Below are 16,650 nucleotides of genomic sequence, written 5' to 3'. Positions count from 1 at the left end.
CCCGCGGGCGGGGCCGGCCGGGGCAAGCCTCGGGCCGGTTCCCCTGCCGGCAGGGTAGCCCGCGCCCGCCCTCAGCGCGGGATGTCCGCCGCGGTCCCGCCGTTCGCCATGCCGGCGATCAGTGCCTGGACATGCGGTCCAAGGGCGTGGGCCAGTGCCGCGGTGCCGCTGGCCGAGGGGTGCAGGCCGTCGCGCTGCAGCAGCGGTCCGCGGGCCGCCGGCGGAACGGCGGTGATCGGGGCATAGAGGTCCGGCATCAGCCGCGCGCCGCTGTCCTGGGCCAGCGCGGGCCAGATCGCCGCCCAGCGCGCCCGCAGCGCCCGGTCCCGTGTCGGCGCGCCGATGCCCACCAGCAGGACCGGCCGGCCCCCGGCCGCCGCGCGCGACAGGATCGCCGCCAGGTTGGCGCGGGTCCGGTCAGGCGGCAGGCGCATCAGCATGTCGTTCGCGCCCAGCTCGACGATCACGGCGTCGGGCTGGTGGCGGCGCAGCGCCGGGCCGATGCGGACCCGTCCGCCATAGCTGGTGTCACCGGACAGGCCGCCGTTGATGATGGTGGCGGGCGTCCCCCGGTCGGCCAGCCAGCGTTCCAGTTGCCGGGGCAGCGACTGGCCGGCGGGCAATCCGAACCCCGCCGTCAGGCTGTCGCCCAGCATCAGGATGCGCGGCGCGTCGGCCCAGCCGGGCAGCGCCAGCCACAGCAGCAGCGCGGCCAGCGCCCTCATGCAAAGCGCCGCAGCCGCAGGGCGTTGGTCACGACAAAGACCGACGACAGCGCCATGGCGCCCGCGCCCAGCATGGGCGACAGCTGCGGCCCGCCAAAGGGGACCAGCGCCCCCATGGCCACCGGGATCAGCGCCACGTTGTAGGCAAAGGCCCAGAACAGGTTCTGCCGGATATTGCGCATCACCGCGCGGCTGAGGCGGATGGCGCGGGAAACCCCTGCCGGATCGCCCGACGACAGCACAACCTCGGCGGCCTCGATGGCGACATCGGTGCCGGTGCCGATGGCAATGCCGGTTTCGGCGGCGGCCAGCGCGGGGGCGTCGTTGATGCCGTCGCCCACAAAGACGCTGCCCGGCCCCATGGCGCGGATCGTGTCCAGCTTGCCCGCGGGCAGCACACCGCCGACCACGCGGTCGATCCCAAGCCGTCGGCCGACCGCCTGCGCCGCAGCAGGCACGTCGCCCGAGATCATCGCCGTCTGCAGCCCCATGTCGTGCAGCGCGCCGACGGCCGCGGCCGAGGTGTCGCGCACCGGGTCGGCCATGCCCATGACGGCCACATGGCGGCCATCGACCGCGACATGCACCGGGGTCGCGGCGTCGGCCGACAGCGCCTCGGCCCGCGCGATCAGCGCCGGGTGGGGCGCGACGCCGCCCCGGTCCAGCGCGGCGGCGTTGCCGATCAGCACGGCGCGTCCGTCCACGGTGGCAGTCAGCCCGTGGCCGGCCTGCGCGGCGACGGATTGCGCGGCGGGCGGCGCGATCCCCTCGGCCCGTGCCGCGGTCAGCACGGCGGCGGCCAGCGGATGCTCGGACCGCGCCTCGGCCCCCGCGGCCAGGCGCAGCACCTCGGTCCGTTCAAGCCCGGCCGTCTCGAGCGCGACCAGCGCGGGGTGGCCCCGGGTCAGCGTGCCGGTCTTGTCGAACGCGACGGTGCGGGCGCCCGCCAGCCGTTGCAGCGCGTCGCCGCGCCGGAACAGGATGCCCAGTTCCGCCCCGCGCCCGGTCCCGACCATGATCGACATCGGCACCGCCAGCCCCATGGCGCAGGGGCAGGCGATGATCAGGACCGAAATCGCGGCCACCAGCGCGTGCGGCAGGGCCGGATCGGGGCCGAACGCCAGCCACAGCCCGAAGGCCAGCACCGCCAGCGCCATCACCACGGGCACGAAGACCCGCGTGACCTTGTCCACCAGCGCCTGCACCGGCAGCTTGGCGGCCTGCGCGTCCTCGACCAGACGAACGATCCGGGCCAGCGCGGTGTCGGCCCCGGTGGCGGTGACGCGATAGGTCAGGGCCGAGGGGCCGTTCAGCGTGCCGCCGGTGATGCGCGCGCCGGGGGCCTTGGCGACGGGCAGCGGCTCTCCGGTCAGCATGGATTCGTCCACGGACCCCGTGCCCTCGACCACCTCGCCGTCCACCGCCACACGTTCGCCGGGGACAAGCTGCACCAGGTCGCCGGGGACCAGCTCGGCCACCGGCACGGTGACGGGCACGCCGCCGCGGATCGCCTGCGCCTCGGCGGGGGCCAGTTCGACCAGGCGGCGGATAGCCTGGCCGGCCTGGCCGCGCGCGCGTGCCTCGAGCCAGCGGCCCAGCAGGATCAGCGTGACGATGACGGCCGCGGCCTCGTAATAGACGTGTCGGGCGTCGGGGGGCAGCAGGCCGGGCGCAAAGGTCGCGACGGTGGAATACAGGAACGCCGCCCCCGAGCCGAGGGCGACAAGGCTGTTCATTTCGGGCGCGCCGCGCAGCAGGGCGGGGAGGCCGTGGGCGAAGAAGATCCGCCCGGGTCCGGCCAGCACGGCAAGCGCCAGCACGAACTGGACCGTCCACAGCGCCTGCGTGCCGACCGCCCCCATCAGCGCATGGTGAAAGGGGGGATACAGATGCCCGCCCATTTCCAGGATGAACAGCGGCAGGGTCAGCACCGCCGACAGCACGACGCCGCGCCGCAGCCGCGTGACCTCGTCGGGGCCGGCGGGGGGCGGCGTGACGCCCGCGTCGGGCAGCGTGGCCGCATAGCCCGCGCGCGTCACCGCCCCCGCCAGCGCCGCCGGCGTCACGCCGGGCGCGTGCGTGACGCTGACCGAGCGCGTCGCAAGGTTTGCCGCGGCCGAGGCGACGCCGGGCAGGGCGGTCAGGGCGCGCTCGACCCGGCCGGTGCAGGACGCGCAGGTCATCCCCTCGACCGTCAGGCGGGTGGTGGCCAGCGCGGCGGGATAGCCGGCCCGGGCCAGCGCCTCGGTCGCGGGACCAAGGGCCGCGCGGTCGTCCAGCGTGATCCGCGCCTTGTGCGTGGCCAGATTGACGGATGCGCCGGACACGCCCGGAACGGCCGTCAGGGCACGTTCGGCACGGCCGACGCAGGACGCGCAGCTCAGGCCTTCAAGCTGAAGTTCGATGTGTTGTGTCATGGAATCCTCTTTGATCGGAACTTGCGTTGCGGACAAAGAGGGGCCGGGGCGGCGCCTGCGGCCGGCCCGGCGGACGGGCCGCGGCCTCGTGCGGGCGCGGCGGCGCCAGTTGGACGGGCGGATGGACCGGCGCGGTGCGCGCCGTCACGCGCCGGCCGCGCGGAAAGCAGCGGCAGCCCCGTCCGCCACGGCCGTTGCAGTCATGCGCCGGACGCACGGCGGCCCGCCGCGGCGGGCGAGGCGGTGCGGGGGGCACGGCGGACGGGCGAGAACAGCAGGGCATGACGGCTCCTTCCACCACGGGATATGTGGCCGCCACGCAGGCGGCGCAAGCGGCGGCCGGCCGATTCACGCCGCTTTGAGTTGAAACCGGCCCCCCGAACGGCTAGCGCGAGGGTCAGACAAGAAACGCCGCGACGAGGACAGTCCCATGAACCGCCGCCAGATCCTGATGCTGACCCTGCCGCTGCTGGCCGCGCCGCAGGCCCTGCTGGCGCAGGCCGCGCCAGTGAAAAAGGCCGTCCGGGCCGCCGACCCCTATGCGCCGACCGAGGTCGCGATCCGCGACGGGTTCGAGGTGGGCTCGATCGTCGTCGTGTCCAAGGACTACTTCCTGTATCATGTCATCGCGCCGGGACGCGCCATCCGGTACGGCGTTGCCGTGGGCAAGGACGAGCTGGTCTGGAAGGGACGCGCGCTGGTCGGCCGCAAGACCGAATGGCCCAGCTGGAAGCCCACGCCCGCGATGATCCAGCGCAAGCCCGAGCAGTACAAGAAATACGAGAACGGGATGCCGGGCGGACCCGAGAACCCGCTTGGTGCGCGGGCGCTTTACCTGCACACCGCAAACGGCAACGACACCGCGATCCGCATCCACGGCACGACCGACCCGGGGTCGATCGGGCGGTCGGTGTCGAACGGCTGCATCCGCATGCGCAACGAGGCGGTGATGGCCCTGTACGACCAGGTGGCCCTCGGCACGCCCGTCTACGTGTACTGATTGCCGACGGCGTTCCGGCCCGGCGCGCTGGGCGACCTGGCGGCGGCGGGGTTCGACGACATCATCGACGTGCGCTCGCCGGCCGAGTTCGCGGACGATCATCTGCCCGGCGCGATCAACCTGCCCGTGCTTGACGACGCCCAGCGGGCCGAGGTCGGCACGATCTACAAGCAGGTCTCGCCCTTCGATGCCCGCAAGATCGGGGGCGCGCTGGTCGCGGCGAACGCCGCCCGCCACATCGCGGGCCCGCTGCGCGACCGTGGCGGCGGATGGCGGCCGCTGGTCTATTGCTGGCGCGGCGGCCAGCGGTCGGGCGCCTTCGCCACCATCCTGGACCAGATCGGTTGGCGGGTCAGCCGGCTGGAGGGCGGCTACAAGACGTGGCGCGCGCTGATCGTCGATCAGGTGGAACGGCGCGGCTTTGGCGCGCCGGTCGTGGTTCTGGACGGCAACACCGGATCGGCCAAGACCGCGGTCCTGCATCGGCTGGCCGCGCGCGGCGTGCAGGTCGTCGATCTCGAGGGGCTGGCCAACCACCGCGGCAGCCTGTTCGGCGCGATGCCCGGCGGCCAGCCCTCGCAGAAGATGTTCGAGACGCATCTGGCCATGGCGCTGGCCGGCCTGGACCCGGCCCGGCCGGTCGTGGTCGAGGCGGAAAGCTCGCGCATCGGCGATCGCGGGCTGCCCCGCGCGGTCTGGAAGGCCCTGTGCGCCGCCCCGCGCCTGAGGCTGGACGCACCCCTTTCGGCGCGCGCCGCCTATACCGCCGGGTCCTATGCCGAGGCCGTCGCCGAACCGGGACGCGTCGCCGACACGGTGGCGCAGTTGGCGCGGCTGCATCCGGCGGACCGCATCGCGGACTGGGCGGCGATGGCCGACCGGGGCGACTGGGGCGCCCTGGCCGAGGGGCTGATGCGCGACCATTATGACCCGCGCTATCGCAAGCACCGCGAGCGCTATGCCGAGCGCGAGGTCGCGGTGATCGACGCGCCCGCGCTGGATGCCGCGGGGCTTGATCGGGTGGCGGCCTTGGTCGAGGGCGTGGCGGACAGGATGGCGGCGCAGGACGCGCCGACCCCGGGCGCCGGACCGCAGACGGGGCCGGAATAGCCGTCCGCCGTGCGTTGGCGCCGACCCGGGCCTGTGCGGCGGGCAGGGCACCTTGGATACGCGCCGCCGCCGTGCGTGCCGATCAGCCGGGGCCGATCAGCCCCTCGACCCAGGCGGGTACGGTCCGGCCCGCCGGGCCTGCGATGCTGGCGTCGAACCGGTCGAGGGCGTCGTCGGTGGGGACCAGGTTCAACTCGACCGTCTCGGCCCCCACGGCGCGGGCGAAATCGACAAAGCCCGCCGCCGGATAGACCTGCCCTGACGTGCCGATGGCCGCGAACAGCTGCGCCCGGGCCAGCGCCTGCTCGATCTGGTCCATGTGATACGGCATCTCGCCGAACCACACGATGTCCGGGCGCGTGCGCGGGCGCCCGCAGGCGGGGCAGGGGTCCGCCGGCGCCATGGCGGCGGGCGCCGTCCAGCGATGGTCGCAGGCCGCGCACAGCGCGCCGTCGATGCGCCCGTGCATGTGGATGACGTCGCGCGCGCCCGCGCGTTCCAGCAGCGTGTCGATGTTCTGCGTGACCAGGGTCACGCCGGGGTGGTGCGACAGGCGCGCCAGCGCGGCATGGGCCGGGTTCGGCTGCGCCGTGGCCGCAGCGGCGCGGCGCATGTCGTAGAACCGCAGCACCAGCGCGGGGTCGCGGTCGAACGCCTCGGGCGTGGCCACATCCTCGATCCGGTGGCGTTCCCACAGGCCGTCGCCGTCGCGGAAGGTGGGAATGCCACTTTCGGCGGACAGTCCAGCCCCGGTCAGCACGACGATGCGGTCGGGCGCCCGGCCCGGGCCGCGGCGGGATGCGGGCGTCACCGTCATCTCAGCGGGTGCAATACGCCTCGGCCGTGGCGGCGAATGTCTTGTAGCGCGCCCAGAATGCGTTGTCGGCGGCGGTTTTCGACATCCGCACCTCTTGCGCGAGTTGTGCGTCGCGGAAGAACACCGCCGCGCGGCGCTGGTCGCTGCGCGACAGCGTCATGTCGGCGACCTGCTGGATGCATCCGCACAGGGGCGCGTTGCGCGCCCCCCGGTCCGAGCGCACGCAGGCGTTGTCGATCGGCCCGGCCACGGCCAGCGGCGCGGTCAGGATCACGGCGGCCACGACGACCACGGGTTTCAGCATGTTCACTCTCCTCGTCCCCAGGCTGCCTTGGCGGCAGTCGTCCCCTGCCGGTCGCACCCGCCGGCTTGGCCACAGTATACCAGAGCGGTTAACAGGCAACAAACGCGCGTCGATCGCATATCTGCGACTATACGCCCTGGCCGCCGCAAGATGATGTGGCTGCGCCTGTCGGGCCGCCCCCGCCCGCGCGAATCGGCCCCTTTGCCGCCGCCGCGGGCGGTGCTATCCCCGGGGCCATGCTGACCATCGCCTTCGACGCCGACGACACGCTGTGGGAAAACGAGACGTTCTTCCACCTGACGCAGGACGATTTCGTCGCCCTGCTGGCGGGACACGCGGACGCCGCCACCGTCCGCGCGCGCCTGCATGAGACCGAGATCCGCAACCTCGACCTCTACGGATACGGGATCAAGGGCTTTACCCTGTCGATGATCCAGACCGCGCTGGAGCTGACGGACGGCGACCTGCCCGGTCCCACCGTGGGGCGGCTGCTGGCGCTGGGCCAGCAGATGCTGCGCCATCCGGTGCGGCTGCTGCCGGGGGTGGACCACGCGCTGACGGCGCTGCGCGAGCATCGCCTGTGGCTGATCACCAAGGGCGACGTGCTGGACCAGGAACGCAAGATCGCCGCCTCGGGCCTCGCCCCGCTGTTCGACCGGATCGAGATCGTGCAGGACAAGACGCCCGAGGCCTATGCCCGCATCCTGCGCCGTGCCGATGTCGCCCCCGCAGACCTGCTGATGGTGGGCAACGCCATGCGGTCGGACGTGCTGCCGGTGCTGGCGCTGGGGGGCATCGGCGTCCATGTGCCCCACGAGCTGGGCTGGGCGCATGAACAGGCCGACGACCCCGACAGCCCCAGGTTCCACCGGCTGGCCAGCCTGACCGAACTGCCGACGCTGGTGCGGCGGCTTCAGTCCAGCGGCTGGGGGGTATAGCCCGCGTCGCGGATCAGCTCGGCCGCGCGCGCGGTGCCCAGCCCCCCGACCGTGACGGTCTTGCTGGACAGGTCGGCGGATGCGGTGCCCCCCGCGCCCTTGATGGCGGTCTCGATCGCGGCGGTGCAGTGGCCGCAGGTCATGTCGTCGACTCGGAACTTCATGGTGTGCCTTTCGCGCTTGACGCAGTGGGCGGACTCTAGCATCGCCGGCGGGATGAGCCAGCCCCGCACCCCTTGCCCGACGGCCCTTGCCCCCTTGTCTGCGGGCGGCAACCTGCGCGCGGCCGGGCTGATGACCGGCGCCATGGCCATGTTCGCGCTGGAGGATGCGGGGATCAAGCTGCTGGCCCAGCGCCTGCCGGTGGGCCAGATCGTGGCCACCATCGGCGTGCTGGGGCTGGGCATCTTCTGGATGCTGCTGGCGCGGCAGGGCGGGCGGATGTTGACGCGCGACCTGATCCGGCCCGTGGTCGTCCTGCGCAACGCGGGCGAGACGCTGGGCACGCTGTCCTTTGTGTCGGCGGTGGCGCTGACGGACCTCGCCTCGGCGTCGGCGATCCTGCAGGCCCTGCCACTGGCGCTGGTGCTGGGCGCTGCGCTGTTTCTGCGCGAACGCGTGGGCTGGCGGCGGTGGCTGGCGATCCTGATCGGCTTTGCGGGGGTGGTGGCGATCATCCGGCCCGGCCTGTCGGCGTTCCAGCCTGCGTCGGTGCTGGCGCTGGTGGCCGTCGCGGGGCTGGCGATCCGCGACCTGTCCACGCGCCGGATGCCGCGGCACGTTCCCTCGCATCAGCTGTCGGCCTCGGCCTTCGGGGTGCTGGCCCCGGCCGGGCTGGTCCTGGCCGCGGCGCAGGGCACGCCCCTGCTGCGCCCCACGGGCGCCGAGGTCGCGACCTTTGCCGCCTGCATCGGCGTGGGCGTCGCGGGCTATGCCATGATGGTGATGGCGACCCGCGTGGGCGAGGCGTCGATGGTCGCGCCCTTCCGCTATACAAGGCTGGTGTTCGCGCTGGTTCTGGCGGTCCTGGTCTTTGCCGAGCGGCCGGATGCGGTGACGCTGGCCGGCGCCGCCGTGATCTGCGGGTCGGGCGGGTTCGCCATGTGGCGCGAACTGCGGCGCGGACGGCGTTCCTGACCCCTTTTCGCAACCGGGACCGCCCTGTATAGCCCGGCGCATGACCCAGCTTTCCCTGATCCGCAACTTCTCGATCGTGGCCCATATCGACCACGGCAAATCCACCCTGGCGGACCGGCTGATCCAGTCCACCGGCACCGTCGCCGACCGCGACATGAAGGAGCAGATGCTCGACAGCATGGACATCGAGCGCGAGCGGGGGATCACCATCAAGGCCAACACCGTCCGCATCAGCTATCCGGCGAAGGACGGGCAGACCTATGTGCTGAACCTGATCGACACCCCCGGCCACGTCGATTTCGCGTATGAGGTCAGCCGCTCCATGCGCGCCGTCGAAGGGTCGCTGCTGGTCGTGGACGCGACGCAGGGGGTCGAGGCGCAGACGCTGGCCAACGTCTATCAGGCCATCGACGCGGGGCACGAGATCGTGCCGGTCCTGAACAAGATCGACCTGCCCGCGGCCGAGCCCGACCGCGTCAAGGCGCAGATCGAGGACGTGATCGGCATCGACGCCAGCGACGCCATCCCGATCAGCGCCAAGACGGGCTTGGGCATCCCCGACGTGCTGGAGGCCATCGTCCACCGCCTGCCCGCGCCGAAGGGCACGCGCGAGGCGCCGCTGAAGGCGATGCTGGTGGACAGCTGGTATGACGCCTACCTGGGCGTCGTCGTGATGATCCGCGTCATGGACGGCGTGATCCGCAAGGGCGACCGGGTCCGCATGATGCAGACCGGCGCCGTCTACGGCATCGACAAGCTGGCCGTGCTGACCCCGCAGATGGTGGACATCGCGGAACTGGGTCCGGGCGAGATCGGCGTCTTCACCGCGTCCATCAAGCAGGTCCGCGACACGCGCGTGGGCGACACGATCACCCACGAGCGCAAGGGCACGGACAAGGCGCTGCCCGGCTTCAAGCCCGCGCAGCCGGTGGTGTTCTGCGGGCTGTTCCCGGTGGACGCCAACGACTTCGACGCCCTGCGCGACGCGATCGAGAAGCTGGCGCTGAACGACGCGTCCTTCAGTTCCGAGATGGAAACCTCGGCCGCGCTCGGCTTTGGCTTCCGCTGCGGCTTTCTGGGCCTGCTGCATCTCGAGGTCATCCGCGACCGGCTGGAACGCGAATACGACCTGGACCTGATCACCACCGCGCCCAGCGTGGTGTTCAAGCTGCACATGAAGGACGGCGAGGTGCGCGAGTTGCACAACCCCGCCGACATGCCCGACGTGATGCTGATCGACCATATCGAGGAGCCGCGGATCAAGGCCACGATCATGGTTCCCGACGAATACCTGGGCGACGTGCTGAAGCTGTGCCAGGACCGCCGCGGCATCCAGCTGGACCTGACCTATGCGGGCTCGCGCGCGATGGTCGTCTATGACCTGCCGCTGGCCGAGGTCGTCTTCGACTTCTACGACCGGCTGAAGTCGGTGACCAAGGGCTATGCCAGCTTCGATTACCAGATTTCGGAATACCGCGAGGACAACCTGGTCAAGATGTCGATCCTGGTGAACGACGAGCCGGTGGACGCCCTGTCCATCATGGTCCACCGCGACCGCGCCGAGGCCCGCGGCCGGGCGATGGTGGAAAAGCTCAAGGACCTGATCCCCCGCCACATGTTCAAGATCCCGATCCAGGCGGCCATCGGCGGCCGTGTCATCGCGCGCGAAACACTGGCGGCTTTGCGCAAGGACGTGACGGCCAAGTGCTATGGCGGCGACGCCACACGGAAAAAGAAGCTGCTGGAGAAGCAGAAGGCCGGCAAGAAGAAGATGCGCCAGTTCGGGAAGGTGGAGATTCCGCAGAGCGCGTTTATCTCGGCGTTGAAGATGGATGGGTGAGCGCGCTCAAAGTAGAGCTATCGTTTCCAAGATTTCATGCACCGACTTCGGCTGTAGAGCCCAACGATAAGCAGGATGTACTTCCCAATGATAACCAAAGTCGACAAATTGGCTCTTCAGCATCCTATTTTGATCAAAATATGTCCACTTTGTTTTTCCACCTTCATCGGACCTGGCGACGATGAAGTCTATCTTGTACAAAAACTCGGCTAGGGACTTTGGTGTGACGGCGGTTCCTGATGTAAACCGAAAGTTATGATTCTGCATGATGTTGTGCAACTTCGTTACCAGCTGGTCGTTTGTGTAGAGCCACCTCCGATCCTTTGCTTCCTGCGTTTTTCCGCTCGGACGCATATTATAGAGTAGTTTTTCGATTTCAGGGAGCTCTGAACGAAACTCAAGAATCAGATCAGTGATGCGGCCTTGGGAATACTCGCCAAAGACGCTTTCAAGGTCAGTAGAAGTGATTATAGAGTGGTTCTCGCGGTGAGCCTCTTGAGCAGCTTGAGTTAAGAGTTTCACTAAGTCTCGCGGGCGATTTCTGTTTAATGAAAGAAGAACAACGTTTATTGGCGCATTCTGCCAGTGACCTCGCCCTACGTTGAACCTTTCCTCTATGATCGGAAAGAGCTCACGCGTTATCTCCGACTGACTGCGCAGATGAAATTCCTCAAATTTAATGTTCTTACGAAAATAGTGCGCGACTCTAAGCGCCATTACTGTTATGATATCGTGCCGGTTCCAACTTAGACGAACTACATTACTTTCGACCTTATCAGTGCTCTCGTCCGAAGTTCTGAAAAGATAATAGGCATCGCTACGTAGTCCAATTCGAATCCGAATCCTGCTGTCTTCGTTGGTGATATCGCGCGCCGCGTTAATCAGCGCGGAAATGTTGTTTATGTCATTCCTGCTTGCTGACCACCCCCGATCAAGATCATCTATGTAGACGCTTACTGTGCCGGATTTCGAAAAGCCGCTTCTAAGCCGAAGAATTTCATCATCAGTGCTGCCGCCTACAAGTGAGTTTGCCTTGGCTATAAGAGAGTGGATGAGCTGCTTGGCAGTCGACTCTATTGCTCCTGCACGGCTCTGGGGATCGAAGTAGTGGAGCTTGTCCAAAGCTTTTTGTGCAATAGCATGGAGGATTAGTTTTTTGTATTCGTCGATCTTCTTTATGAATGACATATTTTCAGCGTCCGATAGAATCAAGTCATTGGGCCGCACAAAGATAGCTAGTTGGCTGCTCTCCTCGTCTTCTAGGTGGGACATTCGTAGGAGAGCGCTTTTCCCAATCCCCTTGTGACCCACCAGAATGCGAAGCGGAAGGGGAGCTCGGATGTTTTCGTAGGCCTTATTTCTAAGAAAATAGGCCTTAAGACGCTGCGGATCATCGTCCTCTGCTGCATCAGTTCCGAAGAGTTCGCGCAGGGTCGCGTCATCAAAGTTTAACTTCTGCATCACTGCTCCTCTTCTCGTAGGCGGTTACTATAAACGGCTCATTCGTCACCTCAAGGGAGTGTTACATCAGCCTGCTAGCAGCTAGATGGTGTGTGCTCCGTATGCATCTGGCCCGCCACAAGGGTGCATGGAAAGTGCGCACGTTTAGCGGACCGCCTGCAGCTTGCCTCTGTTGCAAGTCGCCGATCTCGCGCTGCATCAAGAAGACCGCTATAGTAGGAGATCTTTGGTGGCAAAGTTGCACAACCCAACTCACCCAAAGCACCCCATGACCCCACCGCCACCGACCTCCACCACCTCCGCCGCTGCATCGAACTCGCCGCCGAGGCACTCGCGGCGGGGGACCAGCCGTTCGGCTCGGTCCTTGTGGCGGCGGACGGGACCGTGCTGGCCGAGGATCGGAACCGCGTGGGCACCGGCGACGCGACGCGGCACCCCGAACTCGCGCTGGCGCAATGGGCCGCCCGCCACATGACCCCGGAGGAGCGGGCCAATGCCACCGTCTTCACCTCGGGCGAGCATTGCCCGATGTGCGCCGCCGCGCATGGCTGGGTCGGGCTGGGGCGGATCGTCTATGCAAGCTCGGCCCGGCAGCTCGCCGACTGGATGGCCGAGCTTGGCGCGCCACCCGCGCCCGTCCGCGCCTTGCGGATCGCGCAGGTCGTGCCCGGCCTGCAGGTCGATGGGCCGGTGCCCGCGCTTGCGCAGGAGCTGCGCGACCTGCATCGCCGCCACGCCCAGGCCTAGGGCGGACCGCGCCGCCAGACGGACCCATGCGGCCAATCGTTCGTCCGCGGCACCGATCCGGGCTTCACGGGAACGATCCGAAACCCGCGCAAGCGCCACGGTAATGACCGTCAGGGCGCCGGACAGGCGCGGGCAGGGCCGCGCCCTTTGCCCGCGGGATGGGCGCCGCGCAGGCTGCGGCCGATCCCCGCCCCCAACCCTAAGCCTTGACGAACCGCACCGCCGCCGCTGATCTGGACCAAGGCACATCCGCCACGACAGGGAAGGCCCGCCATGACCCCAGACGCCGCCAAGGACATCCTCCTCGCCCGCCGGGCCGAGCTGCTCGGCAACCTGGAACGCATCGAGGACCAGCTGGACGATCCCATGCCCAAGGACTGGGAGGATGCGGCGTCCGAACGGCAGGGGACGAGGTGCTGACCGCGCTGGGCCAGTCCGACCGGGCCGAGATCCGGCGCATCGACGCGGCGCTGGCGCGGATCGCGGCCGGGGACTACGGCGACTGCGTCCAATGCGGCAACCCGATCCCGGACAAGCGGCTGCAACTGCTGCCCGACACGCCGTTCTGCGCAAATTGCTCGCCCTGAGCGGGCTTTGGAACATTCCGGCCGCTTGCGGCATTTCCCGCCTGAACCCCCGGCACAAAGGCCAGCCCCATGCGACAGCCAGCCCGATATTCCGCCATCCAGATCGCGCTTCACTGGGGCGTGGTCGTCCTGATCGTCGTCCAGCTGCTGACGGGCGGCCTGATGGCCGAGTACTTCGACGCCCTTCTGAAGGCGGGCGAGGACCGGCCCATCATGGGCAACGCCGTCTGGCACATCGTGTCGGGCATCCTGATCCTGATCTTCATGCTGACGCGGCTGGCGCTACGCTATAGCCACGGCGCGCCGCCGCCCAAGGCGGATTCGCCCGAGTGGGACAAGCTGCTGTCCAAGCTGAATCACTGGCTGTTCTATCTGGTGCTGATCGCGATGCCGCTGGTCGGGCTGGCCGCCTATCTGATCCCCAGCGAAAACCTGGGCGAGTTGCACGAAAGCACCGCCCCGGTGCTGCTGGCGCTGATCGCGCTGCATCTGGCGGGGGTGGTGTATCACCAGTTCATCCGCAAGGACGGGCTGATCCGCCGCATGACCCGCCCCGAGCGGGGAGTCGAGCATGTGCCGCCCGCCCGGCCGCGCTAGGCTGATCTGGATCAAGGCGCCGCCCTCAGCCTGCCCTAGACAGGCAGAAACCGCACAGAAAGGTCTGCGATGCCCCGGCTTGTCCTGTTCATCTCGCTGATCACGGTCCCGACGCTGGCGGGCATCGGCGTGATCATCATGCTGGCGCTTGGCTATTACGATTCGCGCGCGATCCTGCTGTCCGCCGCGGTCGGCGCGCTGGGCGGGTTCCCGGTCAGCTGGCTGGTGGCCCGCCGCCTTCAGCAGGCCGACCCCAGCAAAGGCCGCGACTGACCGCCCCTCAGTCGTTCAGGAACGCGGCGATGCGGGCGGCGACCTCGGCCGGCCGCTCGGCGTGCAGCCAGTGGCCGGTGCCGGCCACCGTCTCGACCACCGCGTTGGGAAACAGCCGGGCGATCGCCGCCAGCCCGTCGTCGTCCACATAGTCGCTGTCGCCACCGCGCAGGACCAGAACCGGCCCGTCGAAGGGCGTGCCCCCCTCTGGCCAGCCGGTCAGCGCGCCCATCTGCTCGCGCAGCACGTCCAGGTTCATCTTCCACTGCGGGGGATTGGCCTTGACGTCCAGGGATTGCAGCAGAAAGGCCCGCACGCCGGGATCGTCCAGATGGCGTCCCAAGGCGGCATCGGCGGCCGATCGGCTGCTCACTCCCGACAGGTCCGCCGCCTCGATCGCGTCGATGACGGCGTGCTGGCTGTGGCCGTAGGCCAGGGGTGCGATGTCCAGCACGACCAGCCGGCGCACGGCGGCGGGTTGCGTCGTCGCCAGCCGCATGGCCGCCTTGCCGCCCATGGAATGGCCGATCACGTCCGCGGGGCCGCCGTAGTCGGCCACGACGCGCGCCAGATCGCCCGCCAGCGCATCATAGGAATGGTCGTCGTCCCAGAACGAATCGCCGTGATTGCGCATGTCGACCGAGATCACGCGCCGCGTGTCGGCCAGCGTGCGGGCGATCACGCCCAGGTTGCGTCCCTGGCCGAACAGCCCGTGGGCGACGATCACGGGGGGCAGGGGGGTGGGCGGGCCGGCATGGGTGGCGTTCAGCGTCATGCCGGCCAGTCTAGCGTCATTGGCAACGACCCGCCATGCCCCCTATCCTGCGGGCACGGATGCCGGGCGGGGACGGATGTCGGGAGGTCGGATGACAGAGGATGTGCACGCGATGGCCGACGAGGTCGCGCAGCTGATGGCGCAGCGCCTGGGCGGCGCGCGGCGGGGCACGCGGCCCGATCTGGCCACCATGCTGCGCCGTCGCGGCGGCGCATTGCCGCGCCGCCAGCGCCGTGCGGCCCGGCTGCTGGCGCAGATGCAGGCGCAGGCGCGCAGCCCCCGGGTTGCGCGCCAGATCGACATCCGCCCCGCCGCCCGCGCCCATGCCGATCTGGTCCGCTATCTGCGGCCGCTGGGCACCGCCGCGCGCTGGCAGGCAGGCGCGCTGAACCTGACCGCGGCCGTCATGTTCGGGCTGATGGTGCTGGCGGCGGGCGTGCTGTGGGTGCTGGTCTGGCGGGGCCTTGTCTAACGGCCCGTGCCCGTGCGGGCGCACCGCGGGACCCGCGACGTACAGCGGCCCGCGCGGCGATGCGCGCGGGCGGGTGCTTTCCTTCCGGTCTTAAAGGTCCGGGTACAGCGGGAAACGCGCGCAGAGCGTCTTGACCTCGCCGGCGACCTTCGCCTCGACCGCGGCGTTGCCGTCGGCGCCGTTCGCGGCCAGCCCGTCCACGACCTCGACAATCCAGCGGCCGATCTGGCGGAACTCCTGCTCGCCAAAGCCGCGGGTGGTGCCGGCGGGCGAGCCCAGCCGCACGCCCGATGTCACCGTCGGCTTTTCAGGGTCAAAGGGGATGCCGTTCTTGTTGCAGGTGATGTGGGCGCGGCCCAGCGCATCCTCGGTGTGGTTGCCCTTGACCCCCTTGGGGCGCAGGTCCACCAGCATCAGATGCGTGTCGGTGCCGCCCGTGACGATGTCGAGGCCGCCCTTCATCAGCTCGTCCGCCAAGGCCTGTGCGTTGGCCACAACGGCTTTGGCATAGTCCTTGAAATCCGGCCGCAGCGCCTCGCCGAAGGCGACGGCCTTGCCGGCGATCACATGCATCAGCGGTCCGCCCTGAAGGCCGGGGAAGATCGCCGAGTTCACCTTCTTGGCGATCGTCTCGTCGTTGGTCAGGATCATCCCGCCGCGCGGGCCGCGCAGCGTCTTGTGCGTGGTCGTGGTGGCGACATGGGCGTGCGGGAAGGGCGAGGGGTAGAGCCCCGTCGCGACCAGGCCCGCGAAATGGGCCATGTCCACGATGAAATACGCCCCCACCTGATCGGCGATGGCCCGCATCCGCGCAAAGTCGATGATCCGCGGGATGGCCGAGCCGCCGGCGATGATGGCCTGGGGCTTGTGCTCGTTGGCCAGCGCCTCGACCTGGTCATAGTCCAGCAGGCTGTCCTGCTCACGCACGCCGTATTGCACCGCGTTGAACCACTTGCCCGACAGGTTGGGCCTGGCGCCATGCGTCAGGTGGCCGCCGGCATCCAGGCTCATGCCCAGGATGGTGTCGCCCGGCTTCAGCAGCGCCAGGAAGACGCCCTGGTTGGCCTGGCTGCCGCTGTTGGGCTGGACGTTCGCGAACGCGCAGCCGAACAGTTGCTTTGCCCGGTCGATCGCCAGCGTCTCGGCGATGTCCACGAACTCGCAGCCGCCGTAATAGCGCTTGCCGGGATAGCCTTCGGCATATTTGTTCGTCAGGACCGAACCCTGCGCTTCCAGCACCGCCTGCGAGACGATGTTCTCGGACGCGATCAGCTCGATCTCGTCGCGCTGGCGGCCCAGTTCCTTGCGGATGGCGTCGAAAACCGCGGGATCGCGGTCGGCCAGCTTCTCGGTGAAAAACGCGTTGTCGGCCATGGGGTCTCCTCCGGCGGGTCTACAGGGGCTGTTAGCCCGTTTGTGCCGATGGTTCCAGAATGCACGCGACGGCGCC

The 16,650-nt window shown here is 69.0% G+C and carries 18 protein-coding genes and 1 pseudogene; 11 read left to right on the top strand and 8 right to left on the bottom strand.

Annotation, left to right across the window (positions count from 1 at the left end; translation table 11 throughout):
* Nucleotides 1–71: 71 nt before the first annotated feature.
* On the bottom strand, nt 72–725 hold the full coding sequence (locus DPQ23_RS06045) for an arylesterase (protein WP_112873798.1): 654 nt from the start codon (nt 723–725) through the stop codon (nt 72–74).
* A complete protein-coding gene (locus tag DPQ23_RS06040) occupies nt 722–3,142 on the bottom strand; it encodes a heavy metal translocating P-type ATPase (RefSeq protein WP_112873797.1) in 2,421 nt (806 codons plus the stop codon). Before DPQ23_RS06040 ends, DPQ23_RS06045 begins: the two co-directional genes overlap by 4 nt.
* 430 nt (nt 3,143–3,572) lie before the next feature.
* On the opposite strand from DPQ23_RS06040, the gene DPQ23_RS06035 reads away from it, so the two are divergent.
* Together DPQ23_RS06035 and mnmH are read left to right on the top strand one after the other, a co-directional pair.
* A complete protein-coding gene (locus DPQ23_RS06035) occupies nt 3,573–4,142 on the top strand; it encodes a L,D-transpeptidase (protein ID WP_112873796.1) in 570 nt (189 codons plus the stop codon).
* Complete coding sequence (gene mnmH, locus DPQ23_RS06030; protein ID WP_112873795.1) at nt 4,143–5,252, top strand: tRNA 2-selenouridine(34) synthase MnmH; 1,110 nt, start codon at nt 4,143–4,145, stop codon at nt 5,250–5,252.
* An 82-nt stretch (nt 5,253–5,334) separates the two neighbouring features.
* On the opposite strand, the gene DPQ23_RS06025 is transcribed toward mnmH, so the two are convergent.
* Nucleotides 5,335–6,069: an NAD-dependent deacylase gene (locus tag DPQ23_RS06025; RefSeq protein ID WP_112873794.1), complete on the bottom strand. Its 735-nt coding sequence runs from the start codon at nt 6,067–6,069 to the stop codon at nt 5,335–5,337.
* 1 nt (nt 6,070) lies between these two features.
* Nucleotides 6,071–6,373, bottom strand: a complete 303-nt coding sequence (locus DPQ23_RS06020) for a hypothetical protein (protein WP_112873793.1) — start codon at nt 6,371–6,373, stop codon at nt 6,071–6,073.
* 155 nt (nt 6,374–6,528) lie between these two features.
* Between DPQ23_RS06020 and DPQ23_RS06015 the strand changes: the two genes are divergently transcribed.
* Nucleotides 6,529–7,311 carry an HAD family hydrolase gene (locus DPQ23_RS06015; protein ID WP_420818566.1) on the top strand — a complete coding sequence of 261 codons (783 nt, stop codon included), beginning with the start codon at nt 6,529–6,531 and terminating at the stop codon, nt 7,309–7,311.
* On the opposite strand, the gene DPQ23_RS06010 is transcribed toward DPQ23_RS06015, so the two are convergent.
* Complete coding sequence (locus DPQ23_RS06010; protein ID WP_112873791.1) at nt 7,287–7,475, bottom strand: heavy-metal-associated domain-containing protein; 189 nt, start codon at nt 7,473–7,475, stop codon at nt 7,287–7,289. The genes DPQ23_RS06015 and DPQ23_RS06010 overlap by 25 nt on opposite strands.
* 130 nt (nt 7,476–7,605) lie before the next feature.
* Here DPQ23_RS06010 and DPQ23_RS06005 point away from each other — a divergent pair, with 130 nt between their 5' ends.
* Together DPQ23_RS06005 and lepA are read left to right on the top strand one after the other, a co-directional pair.
* Nucleotides 7,606–8,448, top strand: coding sequence for a DMT family transporter (locus DPQ23_RS06005; protein ID WP_240602474.1), 843 nt, complete (start codon nt 7,606–7,608; stop codon nt 8,446–8,448).
* Between the two features lie 40 nt (nt 8,449–8,488).
* On the top strand, nt 8,489–10,288 hold the full coding sequence (gene lepA / locus DPQ23_RS06000) for a translation elongation factor 4 (protein WP_112873789.1): 1,800 nt from the start codon (nt 8,489–8,491) through the stop codon (nt 10,286–10,288).
* Between the two features lie 6 nt (nt 10,289–10,294).
* On the opposite strand, the gene DPQ23_RS15375 is transcribed toward lepA, so the two are convergent.
* A complete protein-coding gene (locus DPQ23_RS15375; protein ID WP_162630650.1) occupies nt 10,295–11,749 on the bottom strand; it encodes a P-loop ATPase, Sll1717 family in 1,455 nt (484 codons plus the stop codon).
* Between the two features lie 222 nt (nt 11,750–11,971).
* Between DPQ23_RS15375 and DPQ23_RS05995 the strand changes: the two genes are divergently transcribed.
* The 5 genes and pseudogenes from DPQ23_RS05995 (at nt 11,972) to DPQ23_RS05980 (ending at nt 13,953) form a co-directional block, all read left to right on the top strand.
* Entirely contained in the window at nt 11,972–12,496 is a 525-nt protein-coding gene (locus DPQ23_RS05995) for a nucleoside deaminase (protein ID WP_112873788.1), read from the top strand.
* Between the two features lie 273 nt (nt 12,497–12,769).
* Nucleotides 12,770–12,918: pseudogene (locus tag DPQ23_RS16115) on the top strand (TraR/DksA family transcriptional regulator); the annotation flags it as partial.
* On the top strand, nt 12,910–13,083 hold the full coding sequence (locus tag DPQ23_RS16110; RefSeq protein ID WP_338067047.1) for a TraR/DksA family transcriptional regulator: 174 nt from the start codon (nt 12,910–12,912) through the stop codon (nt 13,081–13,083). The pseudogene DPQ23_RS16115 and the gene DPQ23_RS16110, both read left to right, overlap by 9 nt.
* A 69-nt stretch (nt 13,084–13,152) precedes the next feature.
* Nucleotides 13,153–13,680, top strand: coding sequence for a cytochrome b (locus DPQ23_RS05985; protein WP_112873787.1), 528 nt, complete (start codon nt 13,153–13,155; stop codon nt 13,678–13,680).
* A gap of 69 nt (nt 13,681–13,749) precedes the next feature.
* Nucleotides 13,750–13,953 carry a hypothetical protein gene (locus tag DPQ23_RS05980; RefSeq protein ID WP_112873786.1) on the top strand — a complete coding sequence of 68 codons (204 nt, stop codon included), beginning with the start codon at nt 13,750–13,752 and terminating at the stop codon, nt 13,951–13,953.
* Between the two features lie 7 nt (nt 13,954–13,960).
* Here DPQ23_RS05980 and DPQ23_RS05975 read toward each other — a convergent pair whose 3' ends face one another.
* Nucleotides 13,961–14,728 (bottom strand): alpha/beta fold hydrolase, encoded by a 768-nt coding sequence (locus tag DPQ23_RS05975; RefSeq protein WP_112873785.1) that lies wholly within the window; start codon nt 14,726–14,728, stop codon nt 13,961–13,963.
* A 91-nt stretch (nt 14,729–14,819) separates the two neighbouring features.
* On the opposite strand from DPQ23_RS05975, the gene DPQ23_RS05970 reads away from it, so the two are divergent.
* A complete protein-coding gene (locus DPQ23_RS05970) occupies nt 14,820–15,200 on the top strand; it encodes a hypothetical protein (protein ID WP_112873784.1) in 381 nt (126 codons plus the stop codon).
* 90 nt (nt 15,201–15,290) lie between these two features.
* On the opposite strand, the gene glyA is transcribed toward DPQ23_RS05970, so the two are convergent.
* A complete protein-coding gene (gene glyA / locus DPQ23_RS05965) occupies nt 15,291–16,574 on the bottom strand; it encodes a serine hydroxymethyltransferase (protein ID WP_112873783.1) in 1,284 nt (427 codons plus the stop codon).
* Nucleotides 16,575–16,650: the final 76 nt, after the last annotated feature.

Source organism: Paracoccus endophyticus (assembly GCF_003286075.1).
In the GTDB taxonomy this organism is placed as follows: Bacteria; Pseudomonadota; Alphaproteobacteria; order Rhodobacterales; family Rhodobacteraceae; genus Paracoccus; species Paracoccus endophyticus.
Note: the sequence above shows the minus strand (reverse complement) of the source record. Positions and strands in the feature narration are given on the sequence as shown.